Here is a 17,968-nt window from a genome sequence, read left to right on the forward strand (position 1 = left end):
ACGTGACCATCGAGAAAAACACGAGGGAACTGGACCAGGACATTGTCCGGGATTTCAGTGCGCGGATGAGCTACGCGTCCTACCTGCAGTTGCCCACCCTGCTCAGCGCCCAGCAGCCGGTCAGCACCCCGGAACACCACGACGAGATGCTGTTCATCATCCAGCACCAGACCACGGAGCTGTGGCTGAAGCTGGTATTGCACGAGCTTCGCAGCGCCGCCGCGTGGCTGCGGTCGGACGACCTCGGGTCCGCCCTGAAGGCGATCGCCCGCGTCAAGCACATTCAGAAGACGCTCACCGAGCAATGGTCCGTGCTGGCCACCCTGACGCCCACCGAGTACTCCCAGTTCCGCGGCTTCCTCGGCAACTCTTCCGGATTCCAGTCCAGCCAGTACCGTGCGGTGGAGTTCCTCCTCGGCAACAAGAACGCCAAGATGCTTCCGGTGTTCGAATCGGACCCCGAGGCCCACGAGATGCTGCGCGAACTGCTCGAAGCCCCCAGCATCTACGACGATTTCCTCGCCTATCTCAAGCGCCAGGGCTTCGACGTCCCTGCCTCCCTGCTGGAGCGCGACGTTACCAAGGCCCACGAGTTCTGCCCCGAACTGGTCCCGGTGTTCAAGTACATCTACGAGAACGCCGCCGACAACTGGGGCGCATACGAGGCCTGCGAGGAACTTGTGGACCTTGAGGACAACTTCCAGCTGTGGCGTTTCCGCCACCTGCGCACCGTCCAGCGGACCATCGGCATGAAGGCCGGCACCGGCGGATCCAGCGGCGCCGCGTTCCTGCAGAAGGCCCTCGAACTGACCTTCTTCCCTGAGCTCTTCGCCGTGCGGACGGAGATCGGCCAGTGAGCATCTCCGCCAACACAGACGCGCCGGACAGCCTGTGGCAGCGCGCCCTCGACCTCGACGCCGCGGATCCGCTGGCCGGCTACCGCGACCACTTCGTCGGCACGGACACGGACCTGTCCTACCTTGACGGCAACTCCCTGGGCCGTCCGCTCAAGCGGACCGTCACCGACATCAGCAGCTTCATCCAGGACAGCTGGGGCGGCCGCCTGATCCGGGGCTGGGACGAGGAATGGCTCGAACTGCCCCAGAAGATCGGCGACCAGCTCGGCCGCGCCGTGCTCGGCGCGGCGCCGGGGCAGACGATCATTGCCGATTCCACCACCGTGGTGCTGTACAAGCTCATCCGCGCCGCGCTGGCAGCCGTCACCGATCCGGCCCGGACCGAGATCGTCCTGGACACGGATAATTTCCCCACCGACCGTTACCTGGTGGAGGGAGTCGCCCGTGAAGAAGGCCTGACCCTGCGCTGGATCGACGCCGATCCCGCCTCCGGCGTCACCGTCGAGCAGGTGCGCGACGCCACCGGCCCGGCCACCGCCGTCGTGGTCCTGAGCCAGATCGCCTACCGCTCCGGCTTCCTCGCGGACCTGCCGGGCATCACCGCGGCAATCCACGACGCCGGCGCCCTGGTGGTGTGGGACCTGTGCCACTCCGCCGGGTCTGTGGAGATCGCTTTGGACGACGCCGACGTCGACTTCGCGGCAGGCTGCACCTACAAATATCTGAACGGGGGACCGGGCTCGCCCGCGTTCGCCTACATCAACGCACGGCACCTGGCCGGGCTGCAGCAGCCCATCTGGGGCTGGATGGGGCGCAAGGACGCGTTCGAAATGGGTCCCGGCTACGAGGCCGCCCCCGGCATCCGCGGCTTCCTTAGCGGCACTCCGGCGATCTTCGGGATGCTCGCCATGCGCGGCACCCTGGACCTGATCGAGGAAGCGGGGATGGCGTCACTGCGGGAGAAGTCACGGGTGCTGACCGCTTATGCCCTCGAACTTTACGACGCCTGGCTGGCGCCGGCCGGCGTGCAGCTGTCCACCCCGCGGGCGGCGGAACTGCGCGGCAGCCACGTGACGATCGACCACCCGGCCTTCCGGGAAATGACGGCCACATTGTGGGACCAGGACGTGATTCCCGATTTCCGCGCCCCGCAGGGCATCAGGATCGGGCTGTCGCCGCTCAGCACATCCTTCGCGGAGCTTTACCGGGGCGTCGCCGCTATTCGCGAACTGCTCGCAGCCCAGGAAAGTGGAAAACCGCAACCGCCGCAGGCAGCTGGCGCGCCGGCAGAGTCGGCGGCCGCGCCCGGCGGTTTCGACAAGACCGCGGACGTGCCACTAAACTGAACGTTGGATCCGGCTGCAGTCCGTGGCGGCTGGCTCCTGTTGTGTACGGAATGCCCGGCTTCGGCGGGGGATTCCGGGACGGCACCCCCGGCAGTGAATTACTGATTCGGGCCTCACGGCACATCTCTAGGAGTTATTGTGGCACTTGAAGCCGCTGTAAAGCAGTCCATCATCAAGGATTTCGCAACGTCCGAGGGCGACACCGGTTCGCCGGAGGTCCAGGTTGCAGTCCTGACTCAGCGGATCAAGGATCTCACTGAGCACATGAAGGAGCACAAGCACGATTACCACACCCAGCGCGGTCTGCTGGCCATGGTTGGTCGTCGCAAGCGCATGCTCACCTACCTCAAGAACACTGACATCACCCGCTACCGTAAGCTCATCGAGCGCCTCGGCCTGCGTCGCTAGTCAGTTTTAAGGGGCGGCCCTTCCGGACCGGAAAGGGCCGCCTTCTTCAGGAAAAAACTAAACAGGAGGATCAACCGCATCACGCATTCGCGGTCCTCGGTAGTGATCCCCGGGAACGGCCTCAAGGAATGAGGCCCGGCCCGTGGGTCTCGATCGATGACCGGGTGCAGTGCAGGCCAGTAGACAGATGCTGGGCTGGGTTGATGCGGCTGGGCTCCGTGAACCAAGAAACGGAGGTGACTCTCTATGGAGGGTCCCGAAATCCAGTTCTCAGAAGCAATCATTGACAATGGCCGCTTCGGCAAGCGTGTAATCCGCTTTGAAACCGGCCGCCTTGCCAAGCAGGCAGCCGGCGCAGCGATGGTCTACATCGATGAAGAGACCGCGCTGCTGTCCGCAACCACCGCCGGCAAGCACCCGCGTGAAGGTTTCGACTTCTTCCCGCTGACCGTCGACGTCGAAGAGCGTATGTACGCCGCCGGCCGCATCCCGGGCTCGTTCTTCCGCCGCGAAGGCCGTCCCTCCACGGAAGCCATCCTGGCCTGCCGCCTCATGGACCGCCCGCTGCGCCCCGCGTTCGTCAAGGGCCTGCGCAACGAGGTCCAGATCGTCGTCACCGTGCTGTCCATCAACCCGGACGAGCTCTACGACGTCGTCGCGATCAACGCGTCCTCGATGTCCACCCAGCTTTCCGGCCTGCCCTTCTCCGGCCCGATCGGCGGCGTCCGCGTTGCCCTCGTTGCCGACGACAACGGCTCGCAGTGGGTTGCGTTCCCGAAGCACTCCCAGCTCGAGAACGCCGTCTTCAACATGGTCGTCGCCGGCCGCATCGCCGGTGACGACGTCGCCATCATGATGGTTGAAGCCGAAGCCACCGACAACTCCTGGAACCTCATCAAGGAACAGGGCGCCACCGCCCCGACCGAAGAGGTTGTCTCCGAAGGCCTCGAGGCTGCCAAGCCGTTCATCAAGGCCCTTTGTGAAGCACAGTCCGACCTGGCAGCCCGCGCCGCCAAGCCGACCGTCGAGTTCCCGGTCTTCCTGGACTACCAGGACGACGTCTACGCCGCTGTGGAGTCCGCTGCCGCCGAGAAGCTGGCCGCTGTCTTCCAGATCGCCGACAAGCAGGAACGCGACACCGCGTCCGACGAGCTCAAGGACGAGGTCACCTCTTCCCTGGCCGGCCAGTTCGAAGGCCGCGAGAAGGAACTGTCCGCAGCCTTCCGCTCCGTCACCAAGCAGGTTGTGCGCCAGCGTATCCTCAAGGACCAGATCCGCATCGACGGCCGCGGCCTGACGGACATCCGCCAGCTCACCGCCGAGGTTGAGGTTCTGCCCCGCGTCCACGGCTCGGCCATCTTCGAACGCGGCGAGACCCAGATCATGGGTGTCACCACGCTGAACATGCTCAAGATGGAACAGCAGATCGACTCGCTGTCTCCCGTGACGCGCAAGCGCTACATGCACAACTACAACTTCCCGCCGTACTCCACCGGCGAGACCGGCCGCGTCGGCTCCCCGAAGCGCCGCGAAATCGGCCACGGTGCCCTCGCAGAGCGCGCCATCATGCCGGTGCTGCCGTCCCGCGAGGAATTCCCCTACGCCATCCGCCAGGTGTCTGAGGCTCTCAGCTCCAACGGTTCGACGTCGATGGGTTCCGTCTGCGCCTCCACGCTGTCCCTGCTGAACGCAGGCGTGCCGCTGAAGGCTGCTGTTGCCGGTATCGCCATGGGCCTGGTTTCCGACCAGGTCGACGGCCAGACCCGTTACGCCGCCCTGACCGATATCCTCGGCGCCGAAGATGCCTTCGGTGACATGGACTTCAAGGTTGCCGGTACCTCCGAGTTCGTCACGGCCATCCAGCTGGACACGAAGCTCGACGGCATCCCGGCCTCGGTCCTGGCCGCCGCCCTGAAGCAGGCCCGCGAAGCCCGTCTGCACATCCTGGACGTCCTGAACTCCGCGATCGACACCCCGGACGAGCTCTCCGAGTTCGCGCCGCGCGTCATCGCGGTCAAGATCCCGGTTGACAAGATCGGCGAGGTCATCGGCCCGAAGGGCAAGATGATCAACCAGATCCAGGAAGACACCGGAGCCGACATCTCGATCGAGGACGACGGAACTGTCTACATTGGCGCCACCAACGGCCCGTCTGCCGACGCAGCACGGTCCGCGATCAACGCCATCGCCAACCCGCAGATCCCGGAAATCGGTGAGCGCTACCTGGGCACGGTCGTCAAGACCACCACCTTCGGCGCCTTCGTTTCCCTGACCCCGGGCAAGGACGGCCTCCTGCACATCTCTGAGCTGCGCAAGATCGCCGGCGGCAAGCGCGTGGACAACGTCGACGACGTCGTCTCCGTGGGCCAGAAGATCCAGGTGGAAATCACCAAGATCGACGATCGCGGAAAGCTGTCCCTCTCGCCCGTAGTGGCTGAGGAGGCTGGCGCGGAAAATGCAGGAAACACGGAAAACGCTGACAACGCCGAGGTCTCCGCGGACGCCGCAGAGTAGTCTCTCCTGAGTCAAAAAGCGGGGCCGGTGGATCAACCACCGGCCCCGCTGCTGTTAAAGGTAGGATGGCAGGCAGATTTGGCATGTGTTCAATGAAAGGCCTTGATGACTGTCGTCCCCCTGCCGCTAGAGCAGAACCAGCACGCTGACACCCTGATCCACGGCGCCGACGGCGGCTCCGAGGTGCGACGCTCGGTCCTGCCCGGCGGCGTCCGCGTCCTCACCGAAGCGATGCCCGGCCAACGCTCTGCCACGATCGGTTTCTGGGTCGGCGTCGGCTCCCGCGACGAGGCTCCCGGCCAGCACGGTTCCACGCACTTCCTGGAGCACCTGCTCTTCAAGGGCACCAAGCGCCGCACCGCGCTGGAGATCGCCTCGGCCTTCGACGAGGTCGGCGGGGAATCCAATGCGGCCACCGCGAAGGAAAGCACCTGCTACTTCGCCCGCGTGCTGGACACGGACCTTCCCATGGCGATCGACGTCATCGCGGACATGATCACCGGCGCGGTCCTGGACCCGCAGGAGATGGAGCAGGAGCGGGACGTCATCCTCGAGGAAATCGCCATGGACAGCGACGATCCCACCGACGTCGCGCACGAGAACTTCGTGGCCGCCGTGCTGGGAACGCACCCGCTGGGCCGCCCCATCGGCGGCACGCCGGCAGCCATCCGGGCCGTGGCACGCGACTCGGTGTGGGACCACTACCGCCGCTACTACCGTCCCGACGAGCTCGTGGTCACCGCGGCCGGCGGCCTGGACCACGACGTCGTCTGCGGGCTCGTGGTGGATGCCCTGCACTCCGCCGGCTGGAACCTTGAGGCCGCGGCCGCCCCCGTGCAGCGCCGCTCCACCGAACGTGCATCGATCACCGGCACGGCCGGCCTGCATGTGGTCAAGAGGCAGGTGGAGCAGGCCAACATCATTATGGGTTGCCCGTCGCTGGTCGCCACCGACGGCCGCCGCTTTGTGATGAGTGTGCTCAACGCCGTCCTCGGCGGCGGAATGTCCTCCCGCCTCTTCCAAGAGGTCCGGGAAAAGCGCGGACTCGTCTACTCGACCTACTCTTTCGCCTCCTCCTACGCCGATGCCGGCTATTTCGGCATGTACGCCGGATGCACCCCGTCGAAGGTCCGCCAGGTCATTGATCTGCTGGGCGCCGAACTGGACAAGCTGGCTGCCGACGGCATCTCAGACGAGGAGCTGCGCAAGGCGGAGGGGCAGCTGTGCGGCGGAATCGTGCTGGCGCTGGAGGACACCGGTTCCCGGATGTCCCGGCTGGGCCGCGCGGAACTGGTGTCCGGCGAGTACCAGGACATCGATGAGACCCTCCGCCAGATCAAGGCCGTCACAGCCGCGGAGGTCCAGGAGCTCGCCCGTGAGCTCGCGGCAGCCCCGCGGACCGTCACGGTGGTCGGGCCGTTCGAGGAAAGCGAGACGTTCGGACTCCTGGCCTAGACATTCCAACTGGCGCGGCGTCATGATGGTGGCGGGGTCACTCGGGAGGAACTCCATATGGGAGAAACTGTGGACCGGCCGCTGCCAGGCAGTGCATGCGAGGCGCTTGAGGCTTTCCTGGGCCATTGGACGGGGACCACGCACTGGGAGGCAACCGCGTGGGGTCCGGCGCGCACCGCGGACACCGAGATTATCTTTTCCCGGGCAGCCGCCGGGCTTGCCGTCGCCCAGAGCTACCGGCACACGGATGCGGACGGGACCCGGTCCGAAGGCCACGGTGTCTTCACGACGGACCCGGACCATCCCGAGACCTTCTGGTACCACGTCAACAGCTTGGGGTTGCCGCCCGAGGGACCCGCGCGCGCCAGCATGGAAGGCGGCACCTTGACCGTGGAACGGCGAAGTGACCGCGGGACCGCACGGCACACCTTCCGGGTGGACGACGGCGAACTCACTCATGCCGCCGGACTCCGCCTGGGCAGGGCGAGCGATTTCACGCCCTTCATGACTACCGTGTGCCGCCGCGTCGCTGAGGGCGCTGCCGTACCGGCGTGAGGTCTTAGGAGGCGGCCTGCAGAATCCGGGTCTTCGGAGTTCCCTCTAGGCCGGGCGCCGCCTCGGCGGAGTTCCAGACCTTCGCCTGAAGATTGGCCAACAAGGCCTCTGCCTGCCCGCGCTGCTCGAAGTCCAGTTCAACGACCACAGAGTGCGGGTCGTCCACGGGTTGGTTGATGCGGTACGCGGTGACGCCCGACGCCGCGCGGTTCACCGGATCACGGTCGAACGCCGCTTTCCACATGGAGAAATCCTTGATCCTATGCTCGATCTGCAAGGTGAACATGCTGCCCTCCTCGTTGGTGTTTGTTGCCCGCCGCGGCGGATATTCCACACTCTAGAACCGGCCAGCTAAACGCGATACCCCGGATTTTGTGAACCCGACATACCGGCTTTATGGAGCCGGGCGTGCCCGGGTTACCCGCCGGCGAACGGCGGCAGCACGTCGACGACGTCGGCCGGCTTGAGCGCCGCGGCATGGTCCCGCACGGCAACTTCGTTGAGCAGGAAGCTGGAGCGGGACAGGATGCGGGCCAGCGGCGGCGTACCGGCCGGCGGTTCGGGGCGCTCGACGGCGAGGATCGCCTCGAGCAGCGAGGCGAGGGTGTCGCCGTCGGCGAGGTCGTAGCGTTCTTCATCCACGCCGGCGGCAGCGCGTGCGGCAGCGAAGTAGCGTACATTCACGAAAAAGTCAGCCTCCGATGGCGCTCATGCTGCGGTCCGGCTGGACGAAGTCGGGCGCGTCGAGGCCCACATGGTCCATGCCGTGGGCCTTGGGCTTGATCCACATGGCATCCTGCCAGCGTTCGGCGAGCTGTTCGTCGCTGGCGCCCTCGCGCAGCAGCCCCAGCAGATCCACTTCCTCGCGCGAGAACAGGCAGCTCATGATCTTGCCCTCGGCGGTGATGCGCGTCCGGCGGCAGTCCGAGCAGAACGGCTCCGTGACGGAGGCGATGATGCCCACAGTGCCGAGCAGAGGGCCGGCGGCGCGGTCGGTGCCGGGAACCCGGGCCCGGACTTCGAACCGTTCCGCCGGGGCGCCGTCGCGGTCCCGCGGGTCGGAACTGAGCACGTAATCGACCGAGAGCAGTTCCCGGATCTCCGCGGCGGTGATCATGTTCCGCCGGGTCCAGCCGTGGTCCGCGTCGAGCGGCATCTGTTCGATGAAGCGCAGTTCATAGCCGCGGTCCAGTGCCCAGGCCAGGAGGGCCGGGGACTCGGCGTCGTTGATGCCGCGCATGAGTACAGCGTTGAGCTTGACCGGGCCCAGGCCTGCGGCCCAGGCGGCGTCGACGCCGGCGAGGACCCTGTCCAGGAAGGGCCGGCGGGTCAGCTTGGTAAAGGTTTCTTCATGCAGGGAGTCCAGCGAGACGTTGATTCTGGTCAGTCCCGCGGCTTTGAGTCCGGCGGCCTTCTTGTCCAGGCCGACGGCGTTGGTGGTCATCGAGATTGGCAGGCCGGGGTGGGCCTGGCGGAGCGCGGCGATGATCTGCAGCAGGTCCGCCCGCACCAGGGGCTCGCCTCCGGTCAGCCGCAGTTCACGCACGCCGAGCATGTCGACGCCGATCCGCACGATCCGGACGATTTCCTCCGCGGACATCACCGCCTGCTTGGACAGCCATTCCAGGCCCTCGGCCGGCATGCAATAGGTGCAACGCAGATTGCACTTGTCCGTCAGTGAGAGGCGCATGTCCGTGGCGCGGCGGCCGTAGCGATCCACGAGCCCTGCAACCAGGCCCTCCGGACGCCCGGACAGCGCGGCTGCAGCAGGCACTCCCGCTCCGGGACTGCCTGCCGCGCGGGGCTGGGGCATACCCAGTTGAACTGTCATAGAGTCAGGCTACGCCACCTCGCTGCCCACGTCACAGCCGCATGACGGCACGGATATTACGGATTCGGGAACGATGTCCGGCGGGGGTCCGGAGCCCTGCCCGGACCGTGGCCGCGAACCTATGCTGGAAGCGTGAACAAGACCCAGCCGGCCCCGGACGCAACGGAGAACCGGCGCATCCTCCTCGTCGAGGACGAACCGACCATCGCGGGAGTGGTCCGGGACTACCTCGTCCAGGCTGGATACCAGGTGGTCCTCGCCGCCGACGGGTTCACGGCCCTGCGCCTTGCGGCCGAACGCCGCCCGGACCTCGTCCTGCTGGACCGGATGCTGCCGGGCCTGGACGGTGTGGAAGTCTGCCGCCGGCTCCGTGCCGCACACAGTGTCCCGGTCATCATGCTCACTGCCCTCGGAACGGAAGACGACCGGATCCTCGGCCTGGAAGCCGGCGCTGACGACTACGTCACCAAGCCATTCTCGCCCCGCGAGCTGGTACTGCGGGTCCGTTCGGTCCTGCGCAGGAGCATTCCCGAATTCAGCCCGGAGCCCTCCGTCGAAGTGGGCGGTTTCGACCTCAACCCGGCCGCACGCACCGTCTCCCGCCATGGCAGGCCCCTGGCGCTGACGGCCAGGGAGTTCGACCTTCTGGCCTTCATGCTCCGCCGTCCCCGGCAGGTCTTCAGCCGCGAGGAACTCATGAAAGCCGTCTGGGGCTGGGACTACGGGGACCTGTCCACTGTCACGGTGCACGTGCGGAGGCTGCGGGAGAAGATCGAGGACGACCCCACCCGCCCCTCCGTCCTGAAAACGGTCTGGGGCGTGGGTTACCGGCTGGACCCCAGCGATGAGGAGGAGTCCGCCGATGCAGACCTCTGAACTCCTGACCATCATCGGCTGGGCCCTGGCCTGGGGAGCCGTGATCGGGGCCGCGTCGCTGCTCATCCTGAAATCCCTGCGCCGGGCCTCGTTCGCGGTCCAGATCTGTGTGGTGGTGCTCGCCGCCGTGGCGGTCCTGACGGCCGGAATGGTCAGCGCCTTCAACGCGATGTTCATCTCGGCCCGGGACCTCGAAGTGATGTGGTACGTCCTGGCCGTGGCTTCCGCCGTGGCTGTTTCGATCGCGCTCGTGCTCGGAGCGAGGGTCTCGCGGAACGCCAAGGCGCTGGTCGAGGCTGCCCGGAGCATCGGCCGCGGCGAGAGCCCCGGGATCCAGTCCCCGGTGATGAGCCACGAACTTGCCGCCCTCGCCGCCGAGCTCGAATCCAGCAGCCGGATGCTGGAGGCCTCCCGGCAGCGGGAGGCCGCCGTCGAAAACGCCCGCCGCGAACTGGTCAGCTGGATCTCCCACGACCTGCGGACGCCGCTGGCGAGCATGCGCGCCATGACCGAGGCCCTGGAAGACGGGATGGCCGCGGACGTCCCCGCCTACTACCGCAAGCTCATCGCGCAGACCGACCTCATGGCCGGCATGGTCAACGACCTCCTGGAACTGTCGAAGATCCATGCCGGAACTATGCGGCTCAAGGCCGAGCCGTTGGACCTGTACGACCTCGCCAGCGACGCCATTGCCGACCTCGCCGCGCTGGCGGAGCAGCACGGCATTACGCTCGACGGCGGCGGCCAACGGGAAAGCCTGGCCCTCGCCGACGGCCCCTCGATGGGGCGTGCCATCCGGAACGTCGTGCTCAACGCGATCGTCCACAGCAGACCCGGCTCGCGGGTGACCGTGGAAGTCGGCCGGGACGGTGACCGGGCCGTCGTCGCGGTCACCGACGGCTGCGGCGGGATCCCCGAAGCGGACCTCCCGCATGTGTTCGAAACCGGCTGGCAGAAGGACCCGGCGCGGCGGCAGACCGGCCGTTGGGCCGCCCCGGACGACGGACTGGACGGAATGGCCCCTGATGGCGCGACCCCGGGCGACGGCTTCCGGGCGCCCGGGCCGGATGAGCCGGCAGGCGTCATGCGCTACAGCGGCGCCGGCCTTGGCCTGAGCATTGTCGCCGGAATCGTCAGCGCCCATCAAGGCACCGTCACCGTGGAGAACGTCGACGGCGGATGCCGGTTCTCGCTGCTGCTCCCCGGCCAGGGAGCCGCCGGCCAGAAGCCGGGTGGCAGCCACGGCACTTCTGCCGGGGAGCCTGCTGCCGGGGGAGCAGCAGCCCCGGCAGCAACAGCCGAGGGAGCACACCACAGGATTCCGCGCGACGCGGTAGAGGAAAAACTCCGGACGGGATGGGCACAGTGAGCAGCGGCGTCAGCTTTGACGGGCAGGGGAAGGAAACCGGCGGCACACTCGCCGGCAGGGAACAGCAGCATACGGAACCGGGAGTCCGGCAGCGGCAGTCCCGGGACCTGTGGGCCGCCGGGGCCGGACTGGTGGCCGTGGGGACGGCGGTGGTCCTCGGTGAACTCACGGCCAGCCTGGTGAGCCCCACGGTGTCTCCGGTGACGGCCGTCGGCGGGGCCGTGATCGACACCGTCCCGCCGGGCGTCAAGGAGTGGGCCATTTCCTTGTTCGGCACGGCGGACAAGGTGGCACTCCTGGGCGGCATGGCACTGGTCATCGCCGCGCTCGCGGCGCTCTCCGGAGTCCTCGAAGTGCGGCGCCGTTTCGCCGGGGTGATTCTCATCGCGGTGTTCGGCGCGGTAGGGCTCGTGGCCGTGCTGAGCCGGGCCGACCTGACCGCCAACGCCATCCCCGTCCCGGTGCTGGTGGCACTGGTGGGGATCGCGCTGTTGCGGTGGCTCATCCGGAAACTGTTGGAGTGGCAACCCGATGCCAGCCGGCGACCGGCGGTGGCGTCCGGCCCGCCGGAAACACCACCGGTTGAGCCGGCTCCGCAGGACGCCCCTGCCGTGGCGCCTGCAGATGCCACAGCCAACGAAGCCGGGCCCGCCCGGCGCAGGTTCCTGCTGGCGCTGGGCGGGACAGCCGCGGTTGCCGCCGTCGCCGGTGTGCTCGCCTCCACCCTCAGGGGAGCGGCCGCCGTCGTCAGCGACGTGCGCAGCAAGCTGGTCCTCCCGGTGCCCGCCGCTCCCGCGCCGCCCATCCCGGCCGGCGCCGAGATCCGGCTGGACGGACTGGGCCCGCTCGTGACGCCGAACAGGGATTTCTACCGGATCGACACCGCCCTGCGCGTCCCGCTGGTGGATCCTGCGGAATGGACGCTGAAAGTCACGGGCCTGGTGGAACGGGAGATCGAGCTCGACTTCGCCACTCTCCTGGCCAAACCCCTGACGGAACGGCACGTGACCATCGCCTGCGTCTCCAACGAGGTCGGCGGGGACCTGATCGGCAATGCCCGCTGGCTCGGCTGGCCGGTGCGCGAACTGCTCGCCATGGCCGGCCCCAAGCCCGGGGCGGACATGGTGCTCTCCCGGAGCACGGACGGCTGGACGGCAGGGACCCCGCTGGAGGCCCTCACGGACAACCGCGACGCGCTGCTGGCCGTCGCCATGAACGGGGAACCGCTTCCGCTCGAACATGGATTCCCCGTCCGGATGATCGTGCCCGGGCTGTACGGCTACGTCTCCGCCACGAAGTGGGTCACCGAACTGAAAGTGACCCGGTACGCGGACGACGTCGCCTACTGGACGCCCCGCGGCTGGAGCGAGCGCGGGCCCATCAAGACATCGTCCCGCATTGACGTGCCGCGCGACGGGGCCAACGTGAAGGGCGGGACGGTTGTCTTCGGCGGCGTCGCGTGGGCCCAGCACACGGGCATCGGCAAGGTGGAGCTGCGGGTCAACCGCGGCGACTGGCATCAGGCCGAGCTGGCCCCCGGCATCTCCAAGGACACCTGGTACCAGTGGAAGCTGGCCTTGCCGCTGGAGCCGGGACAATATGAGGTCCAGGTCCGGGCCACAGCCCTCGACGGCGTGCCGCAGGCCGAGGAATCCGCACCGGTCGCGCCGAACGGAGCCACGGGTTATCACACGGTTAGAGTTGACGTGAAGTCCTAGCGAGCCGAGCAGAGGTCAGGAAACGCATGCACCGCACCGAGACAAGGCATGTCAGCGTTCAAGCACACCGGGACAAGGTGCGGGCCCTGCTGGCCCCCCTGCGCACCGAGGGGCGGGTGGAACGGCTCCCGCTGCTCGAAGCCCTGGGCCGGGGGCTCGCCGCCGACATCCTGGCGCCGCTGGACCTTCCCCCCTTCGCCAACTCGCAGATGGACGGCTTCGCGATCCGCAGCGCCGACGTGCCCGACGGCGGCAGGGAACTGCGTGTCGTCGCGCCCGTCCCGGCCGGAGCCACACCGGCGGAACTGGCCGCCGGCACGGCCGCCCCGATCATGACCGGCGCGATGATGCCGGCCGGGGCCGACGCCGTCGTTCCCATCGAGCAGGCCGTGCCCGATTCCTTCCCGGTGCCGGGGGAGCCCGCCACGGTCCACTTGCCGGCCGCCGCCGCCGGAACGTTCGTGCGCGACGCCGGCAGCGACATCCGCTCCGGCGAGCTCGCCCTCAGCGCGGGGACCTTCCTCGGCCCCGGCCAGCTGGGACTGCTGGCGGCGATGGGCTACACGGAGGTGCCCGTCCGTCCCTCCCTCCGGGTCCTCCTGGTCACCACCGGCGACGAGGTGGTGGAACCGGGCAGCCCGCTCGGACCGGGCAAGATCTTCGACTCCAACGGCACGCTGCTCGAGTCCTCCATGCGCCAGGCCGGGCTCCAGGTCACACGGACCGGCGTCTCCACGGACCAGCCGGATGAGCTCGCCGCGTTGCTGCGCCGGCACGCCCCCGCCGCGGACCTGATCGTCACCACCGGCGGCGTCAGCAAAGGTGCCTACGAGGTGGTCCGGCAGGCAATGGCCGGACACGACGTCGAATTCGGCGCCGTGGCGATGCAGCCGGGCGGCCCGCAGGGGATCGGCAGCTTCGACGGCGTCCCTGTGCTGGGGTTCCCGGGCAATCCGGTGAGCTGCCTGGTGTCCTTTGAAATGTTCCTGCGCCCGGTCCTCACGGAACTGTTCGGCGCCCCGGCGCCCCGGCCCGCCGTCCGCGCGCGCCTCGCCGAACCGCTGACCTCCCCGGCGGGCAAGCACCAGGTGCGGCGCGGCACGCTGGCTCCGGACGGCACGGTCAGGCTGGAGGGCGGCGCGGGCTCCCACTTGGTCCATGCCTTGGCCCGTTCCAACGCCCTCGTCCACGTGCCAGAGGGAACAGCGGCGCTCGCAGCGGGCGACGAAGTGGAAGTATGGATCCTGTGAATGATGTAGAAAACCCTGAAGCGGATGCCGCACCGGCGGACAACGGCGAAGCGGGCAACGGCGAAGCGGACAAAAGAGCCGTGGGCAACACCCGCCTGACCCACCTCCGCCACGACGGCACGGCCCAGATGGTGGATGTGTCCAACAAGGCGCAGTCCACCCGGGAAGCCACGGCCACCGCGACCGTCCGCAGCACGCCCGAGGTCCTGTCCCTCCTCGGCGGCGGTGAGCTCCCGAAGGGCGACGCCCTGGCCGTGGCCCGCATCGCCGGGATCATGGCGGCCAAGAAGACGCCGGACCTGATCCCGCTCTGCCACCCGCTCCCGATCGCCAAGGTCACCATCGACTTTGAGCTCGACACCGACGCCGTGACAATTTTCGCCACGGTCAAGACACGCGGCGTCACCGGGGTCGAGATGGAAGCCCTGACTGCGGCGACGGTCGCGGCACTGAGCGTGTACGACATGATCAAGGCCGTGGACAAGCACGCGGTCCTGACCGATATCAAGGTGCTCGCCAAAAGCGGCGGCAAGAGCGGGGACTGGACCCTATGAACATGCCCGAACCCCACCGCCACGGCGAAGCCACGGGCCGCAAGGCCGGTGTCGTGATCGCCTCCACCCGGGCGGCCTCCGGCGTCTATGAGGACCTCACGGGCCCTGTCATCATCGATTGGCTCACCGAGCACGGCTTCGAGCCGTTCCCCGCCATGGTGGTGCCGGACGGGGCGCCGGTCGGGGCCGCGCTGAGGGCCCTGCTGAGCCAGCAGCCGGCCGTCATAATCACCAGCGGCGGCACCGGGCTGAGCCCCACCGACGCAACGCCGGAGCAGACGCTGCCCCTGCTGGACCGGGAAATCCCGGGCATCATGGAGGGCATCCGGAACGCCGGAACGGCCAAGACTCCGATGGCCATGCTCAGCCGGGGCCACGCGGGCGCAGCCGGACAGACGTTCATCGTGAACCTGCCCGGATCCCCGAAGGGTGTGATGGACGGCCTGGCCGTGCTGGATCCCATCGTTGGACACCTTTGCGACCAACTGGAAGGCAGCCATGGGCACTGATACCGGATTTGAAATCGTGCACGCCGTGCTGAGCGCCGAACCCATCTCGGTGGAGCAGGCCATCGCGGCGGTGGAGTCGGACACGGCAGGAGCGGTGGTCAGCTTCAGCGGCGTCGTCCGCAACCACGACGGCGGCAAGCAGGTCTCCCGGCTCAGCTACAGCGCCCACCCGACGGCGCACCAAGTGATGGCCGACGTCGTCGCCGGGCTTGTGGCGGAGCACTCGGTCCCGGCCGGGAGTGCCGCGCCCGGCGGATCTCCGGAGGAAGCCGCCGGCGGCGCCGGCGCCACCCGGGACGGGCGGCAGCCGGTGCGGATCTGGGCGGCCCACAGGATCGGCATGCTGGAGATCGGCGATCCGGCCCTGGTGTGCGCCGTCTCGGCGGCCCACCGCGGCCAGGCCTTCGCCGTATGTGCAGAACTCGTCGACCGGATCAAGGCCCAAGTGCCGATCTGGAAGGAACAGTTTTTCGCCGACGGCACCGTGGAGTGGGTCGGCGCCGGCGAGTAGACGCCGTGGTGACCGGCAGGAAGCCGGCTCCGGATCAGGAGGAAATAACCCTGCGCCGGACCCCCGCCCGGTCGACCCCCAGTTCCTTGAGCAGCACGGCTGCCGGATCGTGTTCCTGGCAGTCCAGCAGCGACAGCAGCAGATTCGCGGTGGTGATCTGTCGTGACTTCTGGTCCATGGCATACCGAAGCATGCCTTCCATTACCGACCGGGCGCCCGAGCTGAAGGGCGGCTTCTTCCCCCGGCTGGGCATGGGGACGCGCTCAAAGCCGTGGGCATCTATACCGATTGATGCGAGTGCCGTGCGGTCAAGCCTCGCCGCCGCGGCCCGTGCCTGATCGAGCGTGACACCCAGAAGGGCGGCGGGAGCAGGATCGTGGAGCGCCCCCAACAGCAGATGATCCGTGCCCAGCCGCTTGTCGCCGCTGCAGCGGGTCTCGTCCATGGCGAAGCCAACGATCTTTCGGGTGTCGTCGGCAAATCGTTCAAACATGGCTTGATCTCACTCTCGGTATTTTGCGTGGACGGACTGCCGCGAGACGCCCAGGGCGTCGCCGATCTGCTCCCAGGTCCATCCCCGCTGTCGGGCAGCTCTGACCTGCGCTGCCTCGACCTGTTCTGCCAGGCGATGGAGGGCTCCGACCGCCCGCAGGCCGACGGCGGGGTCGAGTGAATGAATATGCGCGGACAGGTCATCAGTCTCCATGCCTGTCAGTTTAGATTGACAGGCATAAGGGCGTCAATCCAGCCTGACAGGCCTGGGTCGGCGTGTGACCCATCGAGCCGGCGGGCCGGGCCTTGCGGAACGTTGCTCACGCCGCGTGGCCGTCAGGCTGTCGCCCCCGGCGGCGGCCCTGTAACCAAGCGCCGCCGGTTCCGGAACGCAGCGGCCCCGGCGGTAGGGTTGATGGCATGACCGAACAACTCTCCGTCGCCGTGCTGGGCGCCAGCGGGCGCATGGGCGCAGAGGCCGTGAAGGCCATCGACGCCGCCGCGGACCTGACGCTCGTCGCGGCCCTTGGCCGCAACGACCCCCTCGACTCCCTTGTCAGCTCCGGCGCGCAGGTCGTGGTGGACCTGACCGTCCCCGAAAGCACCGAGGCGAACGTTCGCTTCGCCGTCGAGCACGGCATGCACGCCGTGGTCGGCACCACCGGCTGGGATGCCGGCCGGCTCGCGGGGCTGGAAGAACTCCTCGCCAACCGGCCCGGCGTCGGCGTCCTGATCGCCCCGAACTTCGCCCTCGGCTCCGTCCTGGCCTCCGCCTTCGCCGCCAAGGCGTCCAAGTACTTCGAATCCGTTGAAATTATTGAGCTTCACCACCCGGACAAGGTCGACGCGCCCTCCGGCACGGCCGTGCGCACGGCACAGCTGATCTCGGCCGAGCGCACCGAGGCTGGCGTGCCGTCCAGCCCGGACGCCACCACCTCGGAACTCGCCGGTGCCCGCGGCACCGACGTCGACGGCATCCGGGTCCACAGTGTCCGGCTGGCCGGTCTTGTCGCGCACCAGGAGGTCCTGCTGGGCGGGCCGGGGGAGCAGCTGACCATCCGCCACGACTCCTTCGACCGTGCGTCCTTCATGCCCGGGGTGCTGCTGGGGATCCGCAGCGTCGCCGCTCACCCCGGTCTCACCGTGGGACTCGACGGCTACCTGGACCTGGGACTCTGAGTCAGATGTCCGCTGCCTTGACAGCCCTGAAAGCGAACCGCACCAAGATCTGGGTGGGGGCCGTCACCCTGCTGCTCGTGTTTTACCTGGTGGTGTCCCTTCAACGTTCCGTGCTCCTGATGTCCGACCCCAGCCTCGTGGCGAAGGCGATCGGCGTCGCCTACCTGGTGCTGCCGGTCATCGGGGCCTGGGCCCTGATCCGGGAACTGCTGTTTGGTGCCCGCACTGAGCGGTTGGCAAAGATCCTCGAAGCCGAGGGGGGCCTGCCGGAGGACACTCTGCCGCGCACGCCCGCCGGCCGGATCATCCGCGAAGCCGCCGACGCCGAATTTGAGAAGTACCGCGCTGAGGCCGAAGCTGCCCCCGAGGACTGGCGTTCCTGGTTCCGGCTCAGCTGTGCGTACGATGCTGCCGGCGACCGCAAGCGCGCCCGCGCCTCAATGCGCGACGCCGTGCGAATGTTCCGCGCCGGGGAGCAGAAGAACTAGCCGGACACCGTTTGCCGGGCCGCGCCGGGCCCGGCGGCGGAACTTAGTGCACGACC

At 68.1% G+C, this 17,968-nt stretch carries 20 protein-coding genes; 15 read left to right on the plus strand and 5 right to left on the minus strand.

Translation table 11 applies throughout. The features are described 5' to 3' along the window. Window positions 1–2 precede the first annotated feature (2 nt). The 6 genes from kynA to AC1DFR_RS04205 all read left to right on the plus strand — a co-directional run bounded on the left by kynA (window position 3) and on the right by AC1DFR_RS04205 (window position 7,135). On the plus strand, window positions 3–857 hold the full coding sequence (gene kynA / locus AC1DFR_RS04180) for a tryptophan 2,3-dioxygenase (RefSeq protein WP_223914012.1): 855 nt from the start codon (window positions 3–5) through the stop codon (window positions 855–857). Further along, complete coding sequence (kynU, locus tag AC1DFR_RS04185; protein ID WP_476872788.1) at window positions 854–2,203, plus strand: kynureninase; 1,350 nt, start codon at window positions 854–856, stop codon at window positions 2,201–2,203. The genes kynA and kynU overlap by 4 nt, the downstream gene beginning before the upstream one ends. A gap of 138 nt (window positions 2,204–2,341) precedes the next feature. Then, window positions 2,342–2,611 carry a 30S ribosomal protein S15 gene (rpsO, locus tag AC1DFR_RS04190; protein WP_018774485.1) on the plus strand — a complete coding sequence of 90 codons (270 nt, stop codon included), beginning with the start codon at window positions 2,342–2,344 and terminating at the stop codon, window positions 2,609–2,611. A gap of 246 nt (window positions 2,612–2,857) precedes the next feature. Continuing rightward, a complete protein-coding gene (locus tag AC1DFR_RS04195; RefSeq protein WP_476872789.1) occupies window positions 2,858–5,125 on the plus strand; it encodes a polyribonucleotide nucleotidyltransferase in 2,268 nt (755 codons plus the stop codon). A gap of 105 nt (window positions 5,126–5,230) precedes the next feature. After that, window positions 5,231–6,580 carry a M16 family metallopeptidase gene (locus AC1DFR_RS04200; protein WP_243181750.1) on the plus strand — a complete coding sequence of 450 codons (1,350 nt, stop codon included), beginning with the start codon at window positions 5,231–5,233 and terminating at the stop codon, window positions 6,578–6,580. Between the two features lie 57 nt (window positions 6,581–6,637). Then, window positions 6,638–7,135, plus strand: a complete 498-nt coding sequence (locus tag AC1DFR_RS04205; RefSeq protein ID WP_476849438.1) for a DUF1579 domain-containing protein — start codon at window positions 6,638–6,640, stop codon at window positions 7,133–7,135. A gap of 4 nt (window positions 7,136–7,139) precedes the next feature. Here the strand turns inward: AC1DFR_RS04205 and AC1DFR_RS04210 are convergent, their stop codons facing one another. The 3 genes from AC1DFR_RS04210 to moaA form a co-directional block, all read right to left on the minus strand. Further along, on the minus strand, window positions 7,140–7,421 hold the full coding sequence (locus tag AC1DFR_RS04210) for a hypothetical protein (RefSeq protein WP_476849439.1): 282 nt from the start codon (window positions 7,419–7,421) through the stop codon (window positions 7,140–7,142). Between the two features lie 131 nt (window positions 7,422–7,552). Further along, window positions 7,553–7,819: a MoaD/ThiS family protein gene (locus tag AC1DFR_RS04215; RefSeq protein WP_229992995.1), complete on the minus strand. Its 267-nt coding sequence runs from the start codon at window positions 7,817–7,819 to the stop codon at window positions 7,553–7,555. A 7-nt stretch (window positions 7,820–7,826) separates the two neighbouring features. Further along, on the minus strand, window positions 7,827–8,966 hold the full coding sequence (moaA, locus tag AC1DFR_RS04220) for a GTP 3',8-cyclase MoaA (protein ID WP_223914007.1): 1,140 nt from the start codon (window positions 8,964–8,966) through the stop codon (window positions 7,827–7,829). Window positions 8,967–9,098: 132 nt separating this feature from the next. On the opposite strand from moaA, the gene AC1DFR_RS04225 reads away from it, so the two are divergent. Genes AC1DFR_RS04225 through AC1DFR_RS04255 form a run of 7 tightly spaced genes read left to right on the plus strand, consistent with a single transcriptional unit; the run spans window position 9,099 to window position 15,753 of the window. Beyond that, window positions 9,099–9,842, plus strand: coding sequence for a response regulator transcription factor (locus AC1DFR_RS04225; protein WP_476872790.1), 744 nt, complete (start codon window positions 9,099–9,101; stop codon window positions 9,840–9,842). Then, a complete protein-coding gene (locus tag AC1DFR_RS04230) occupies window positions 9,829–11,211 on the plus strand; it encodes a sensor histidine kinase (RefSeq protein ID WP_476872791.1) in 1,383 nt (460 codons plus the stop codon). Before AC1DFR_RS04225 ends, AC1DFR_RS04230 begins: the two co-directional genes overlap by 14 nt. After that, a complete protein-coding gene (locus AC1DFR_RS04235) occupies window positions 11,199–12,929 on the plus strand; it encodes a molybdopterin-dependent oxidoreductase (RefSeq protein ID WP_476872792.1) in 1,731 nt (576 codons plus the stop codon). Before AC1DFR_RS04230 ends, AC1DFR_RS04235 begins: the two co-directional genes overlap by 13 nt. A gap of 26 nt (window positions 12,930–12,955) precedes the next feature. Further along, the gene (locus AC1DFR_RS04240; protein WP_476872793.1) at window positions 12,956–14,179 is read left to right on the plus strand and encodes a molybdopterin molybdotransferase MoeA; all 1,224 of its coding nucleotides are present in this window, start codon (window positions 12,956–12,958) and stop codon (window positions 14,177–14,179) included. Next, the gene (gene moaC / locus AC1DFR_RS04245; RefSeq protein WP_476872794.1) at window positions 14,176–14,733 is read left to right on the plus strand and encodes a cyclic pyranopterin monophosphate synthase MoaC; all 558 of its coding nucleotides are present in this window, start codon (window positions 14,176–14,178) and stop codon (window positions 14,731–14,733) included. Before AC1DFR_RS04240 ends, moaC begins: the two co-directional genes overlap by 4 nt. Further along, on the plus strand, window positions 14,730–15,242 hold the full coding sequence (locus tag AC1DFR_RS04250) for a MogA/MoaB family molybdenum cofactor biosynthesis protein (protein WP_476849444.1): 513 nt from the start codon (window positions 14,730–14,732) through the stop codon (window positions 15,240–15,242). The genes moaC and AC1DFR_RS04250 overlap by 4 nt, the downstream gene beginning before the upstream one ends. After that, the gene (locus tag AC1DFR_RS04255; RefSeq protein ID WP_476872795.1) at window positions 15,232–15,753 is read left to right on the plus strand and encodes a molybdenum cofactor biosynthesis protein MoaE; all 522 of its coding nucleotides are present in this window, start codon (window positions 15,232–15,234) and stop codon (window positions 15,751–15,753) included. Before AC1DFR_RS04250 ends, AC1DFR_RS04255 begins: the two co-directional genes overlap by 11 nt. Window positions 15,754–15,787: 34 nt before the next feature. Here the strand turns inward: AC1DFR_RS04255 and AC1DFR_RS04260 are convergent, their stop codons facing one another. Together AC1DFR_RS04260 and AC1DFR_RS04265 are read right to left on the minus strand one after the other, a co-directional pair. Next, a complete protein-coding gene (locus AC1DFR_RS04260; protein ID WP_476872796.1) occupies window positions 15,788–16,246 on the minus strand; it encodes a Clp protease N-terminal domain-containing protein in 459 nt (152 codons plus the stop codon). Between the two features lie 9 nt (window positions 16,247–16,255). Beyond that, window positions 16,256–16,459, minus strand: coding sequence for a helix-turn-helix domain-containing protein (locus tag AC1DFR_RS04265; RefSeq protein ID WP_223914000.1), 204 nt, complete (start codon window positions 16,457–16,459; stop codon window positions 16,256–16,258). Between the two features lie 206 nt (window positions 16,460–16,665). Here AC1DFR_RS04265 and dapB point away from each other — a divergent pair, with 206 nt between their 5' ends. Then, a complete protein-coding gene (dapB, locus tag AC1DFR_RS04270; protein WP_476872797.1) occupies window positions 16,666–17,424 on the plus strand; it encodes a 4-hydroxy-tetrahydrodipicolinate reductase in 759 nt (252 codons plus the stop codon). Window positions 17,425–17,429: 5 nt separating this feature from the next. Beyond that, window positions 17,430–17,912, plus strand: a complete 483-nt coding sequence (locus AC1DFR_RS04275) for a hypothetical protein (protein WP_223913998.1) — start codon at window positions 17,430–17,432, stop codon at window positions 17,910–17,912. Window positions 17,913–17,968 lie beyond the last annotated feature (56 nt).

The organism is Arthrobacter sp. 05T410 (genome assembly GCF_056396505.1).

What these genes read in the sequence shown, in the direction of transcription:
- AC1DFR_RS04230 (WP_476872791.1), top strand. Translation starts at nt 9,829, where the DNA reads ATGCAGACCTCTGAACTCCTGACCATCATCGGCTGGGCCCTGGCCTGG.
- dapB (WP_476872797.1), top strand. Translation starts at nt 16,666, where the DNA reads ATGACCGAACAACTCTCCGTCGCCGTGCTGGGCGCCAGCGGGCGCATG.
- AC1DFR_RS04255 (WP_476872795.1), top strand. Translation starts at nt 15,232, where the DNA reads ATGGGCACTGATACCGGATTTGAAATCGTGCACGCCGTGCTGAGCGCC.
- AC1DFR_RS04205 (WP_476849438.1), top strand. Translation starts at nt 6,638, where the DNA reads ATGGGAGAAACTGTGGACCGGCCGCTGCCAGGCAGTGCATGCGAGGCG.
- AC1DFR_RS04235 (WP_476872792.1), top strand. Translation starts at nt 11,199, where the DNA reads ATGGGCACAGTGAGCAGCGGCGTCAGCTTTGACGGGCAGGGGAAGGAA.
- AC1DFR_RS04275 (WP_223913998.1), top strand. Translation starts at nt 17,430, where the DNA reads ATGTCCGCTGCCTTGACAGCCCTGAAAGCGAACCGCACCAAGATCTGG.
- AC1DFR_RS04250 (WP_476849444.1), top strand. Translation starts at nt 14,730, where the DNA reads ATGAACATGCCCGAACCCCACCGCCACGGCGAAGCCACGGGCCGCAAG.
- moaA (WP_223914007.1), bottom strand. Translation starts at nt 8,966, where the DNA reads ATGACAGTTCAACTGGGTATGCCCCAGCCCCGCGCGGCAGGCAGTCCC.
- AC1DFR_RS04210 (WP_476849439.1), bottom strand. Translation starts at nt 7,421, where the DNA reads ATGTTCACCTTGCAGATCGAGCATAGGATCAAGGATTTCTCCATGTGG.
- AC1DFR_RS04240 (WP_476872793.1), top strand. Translation starts at nt 12,956, where the DNA reads ATGCACCGCACCGAGACAAGGCATGTCAGCGTTCAAGCACACCGGGAC.
- AC1DFR_RS04260 (WP_476872796.1), bottom strand. Translation starts at nt 16,246, where the DNA reads ATGTTTGAACGATTTGCCGACGACACCCGAAAGATCGTTGGCTTCGCC.
- AC1DFR_RS04200 (WP_243181750.1), top strand. Translation starts at nt 5,231, where the DNA reads ATGACTGTCGTCCCCCTGCCGCTAGAGCAGAACCAGCACGCTGACACC.
- AC1DFR_RS04265 (WP_223914000.1), bottom strand. Translation starts at nt 16,459, where the DNA reads ATGGAGACTGATGACCTGTCCGCGCATATTCATTCACTCGACCCCGCC.
- AC1DFR_RS04195 (WP_476872789.1), top strand. Translation starts at nt 2,858, where the DNA reads ATGGAGGGTCCCGAAATCCAGTTCTCAGAAGCAATCATTGACAATGGC.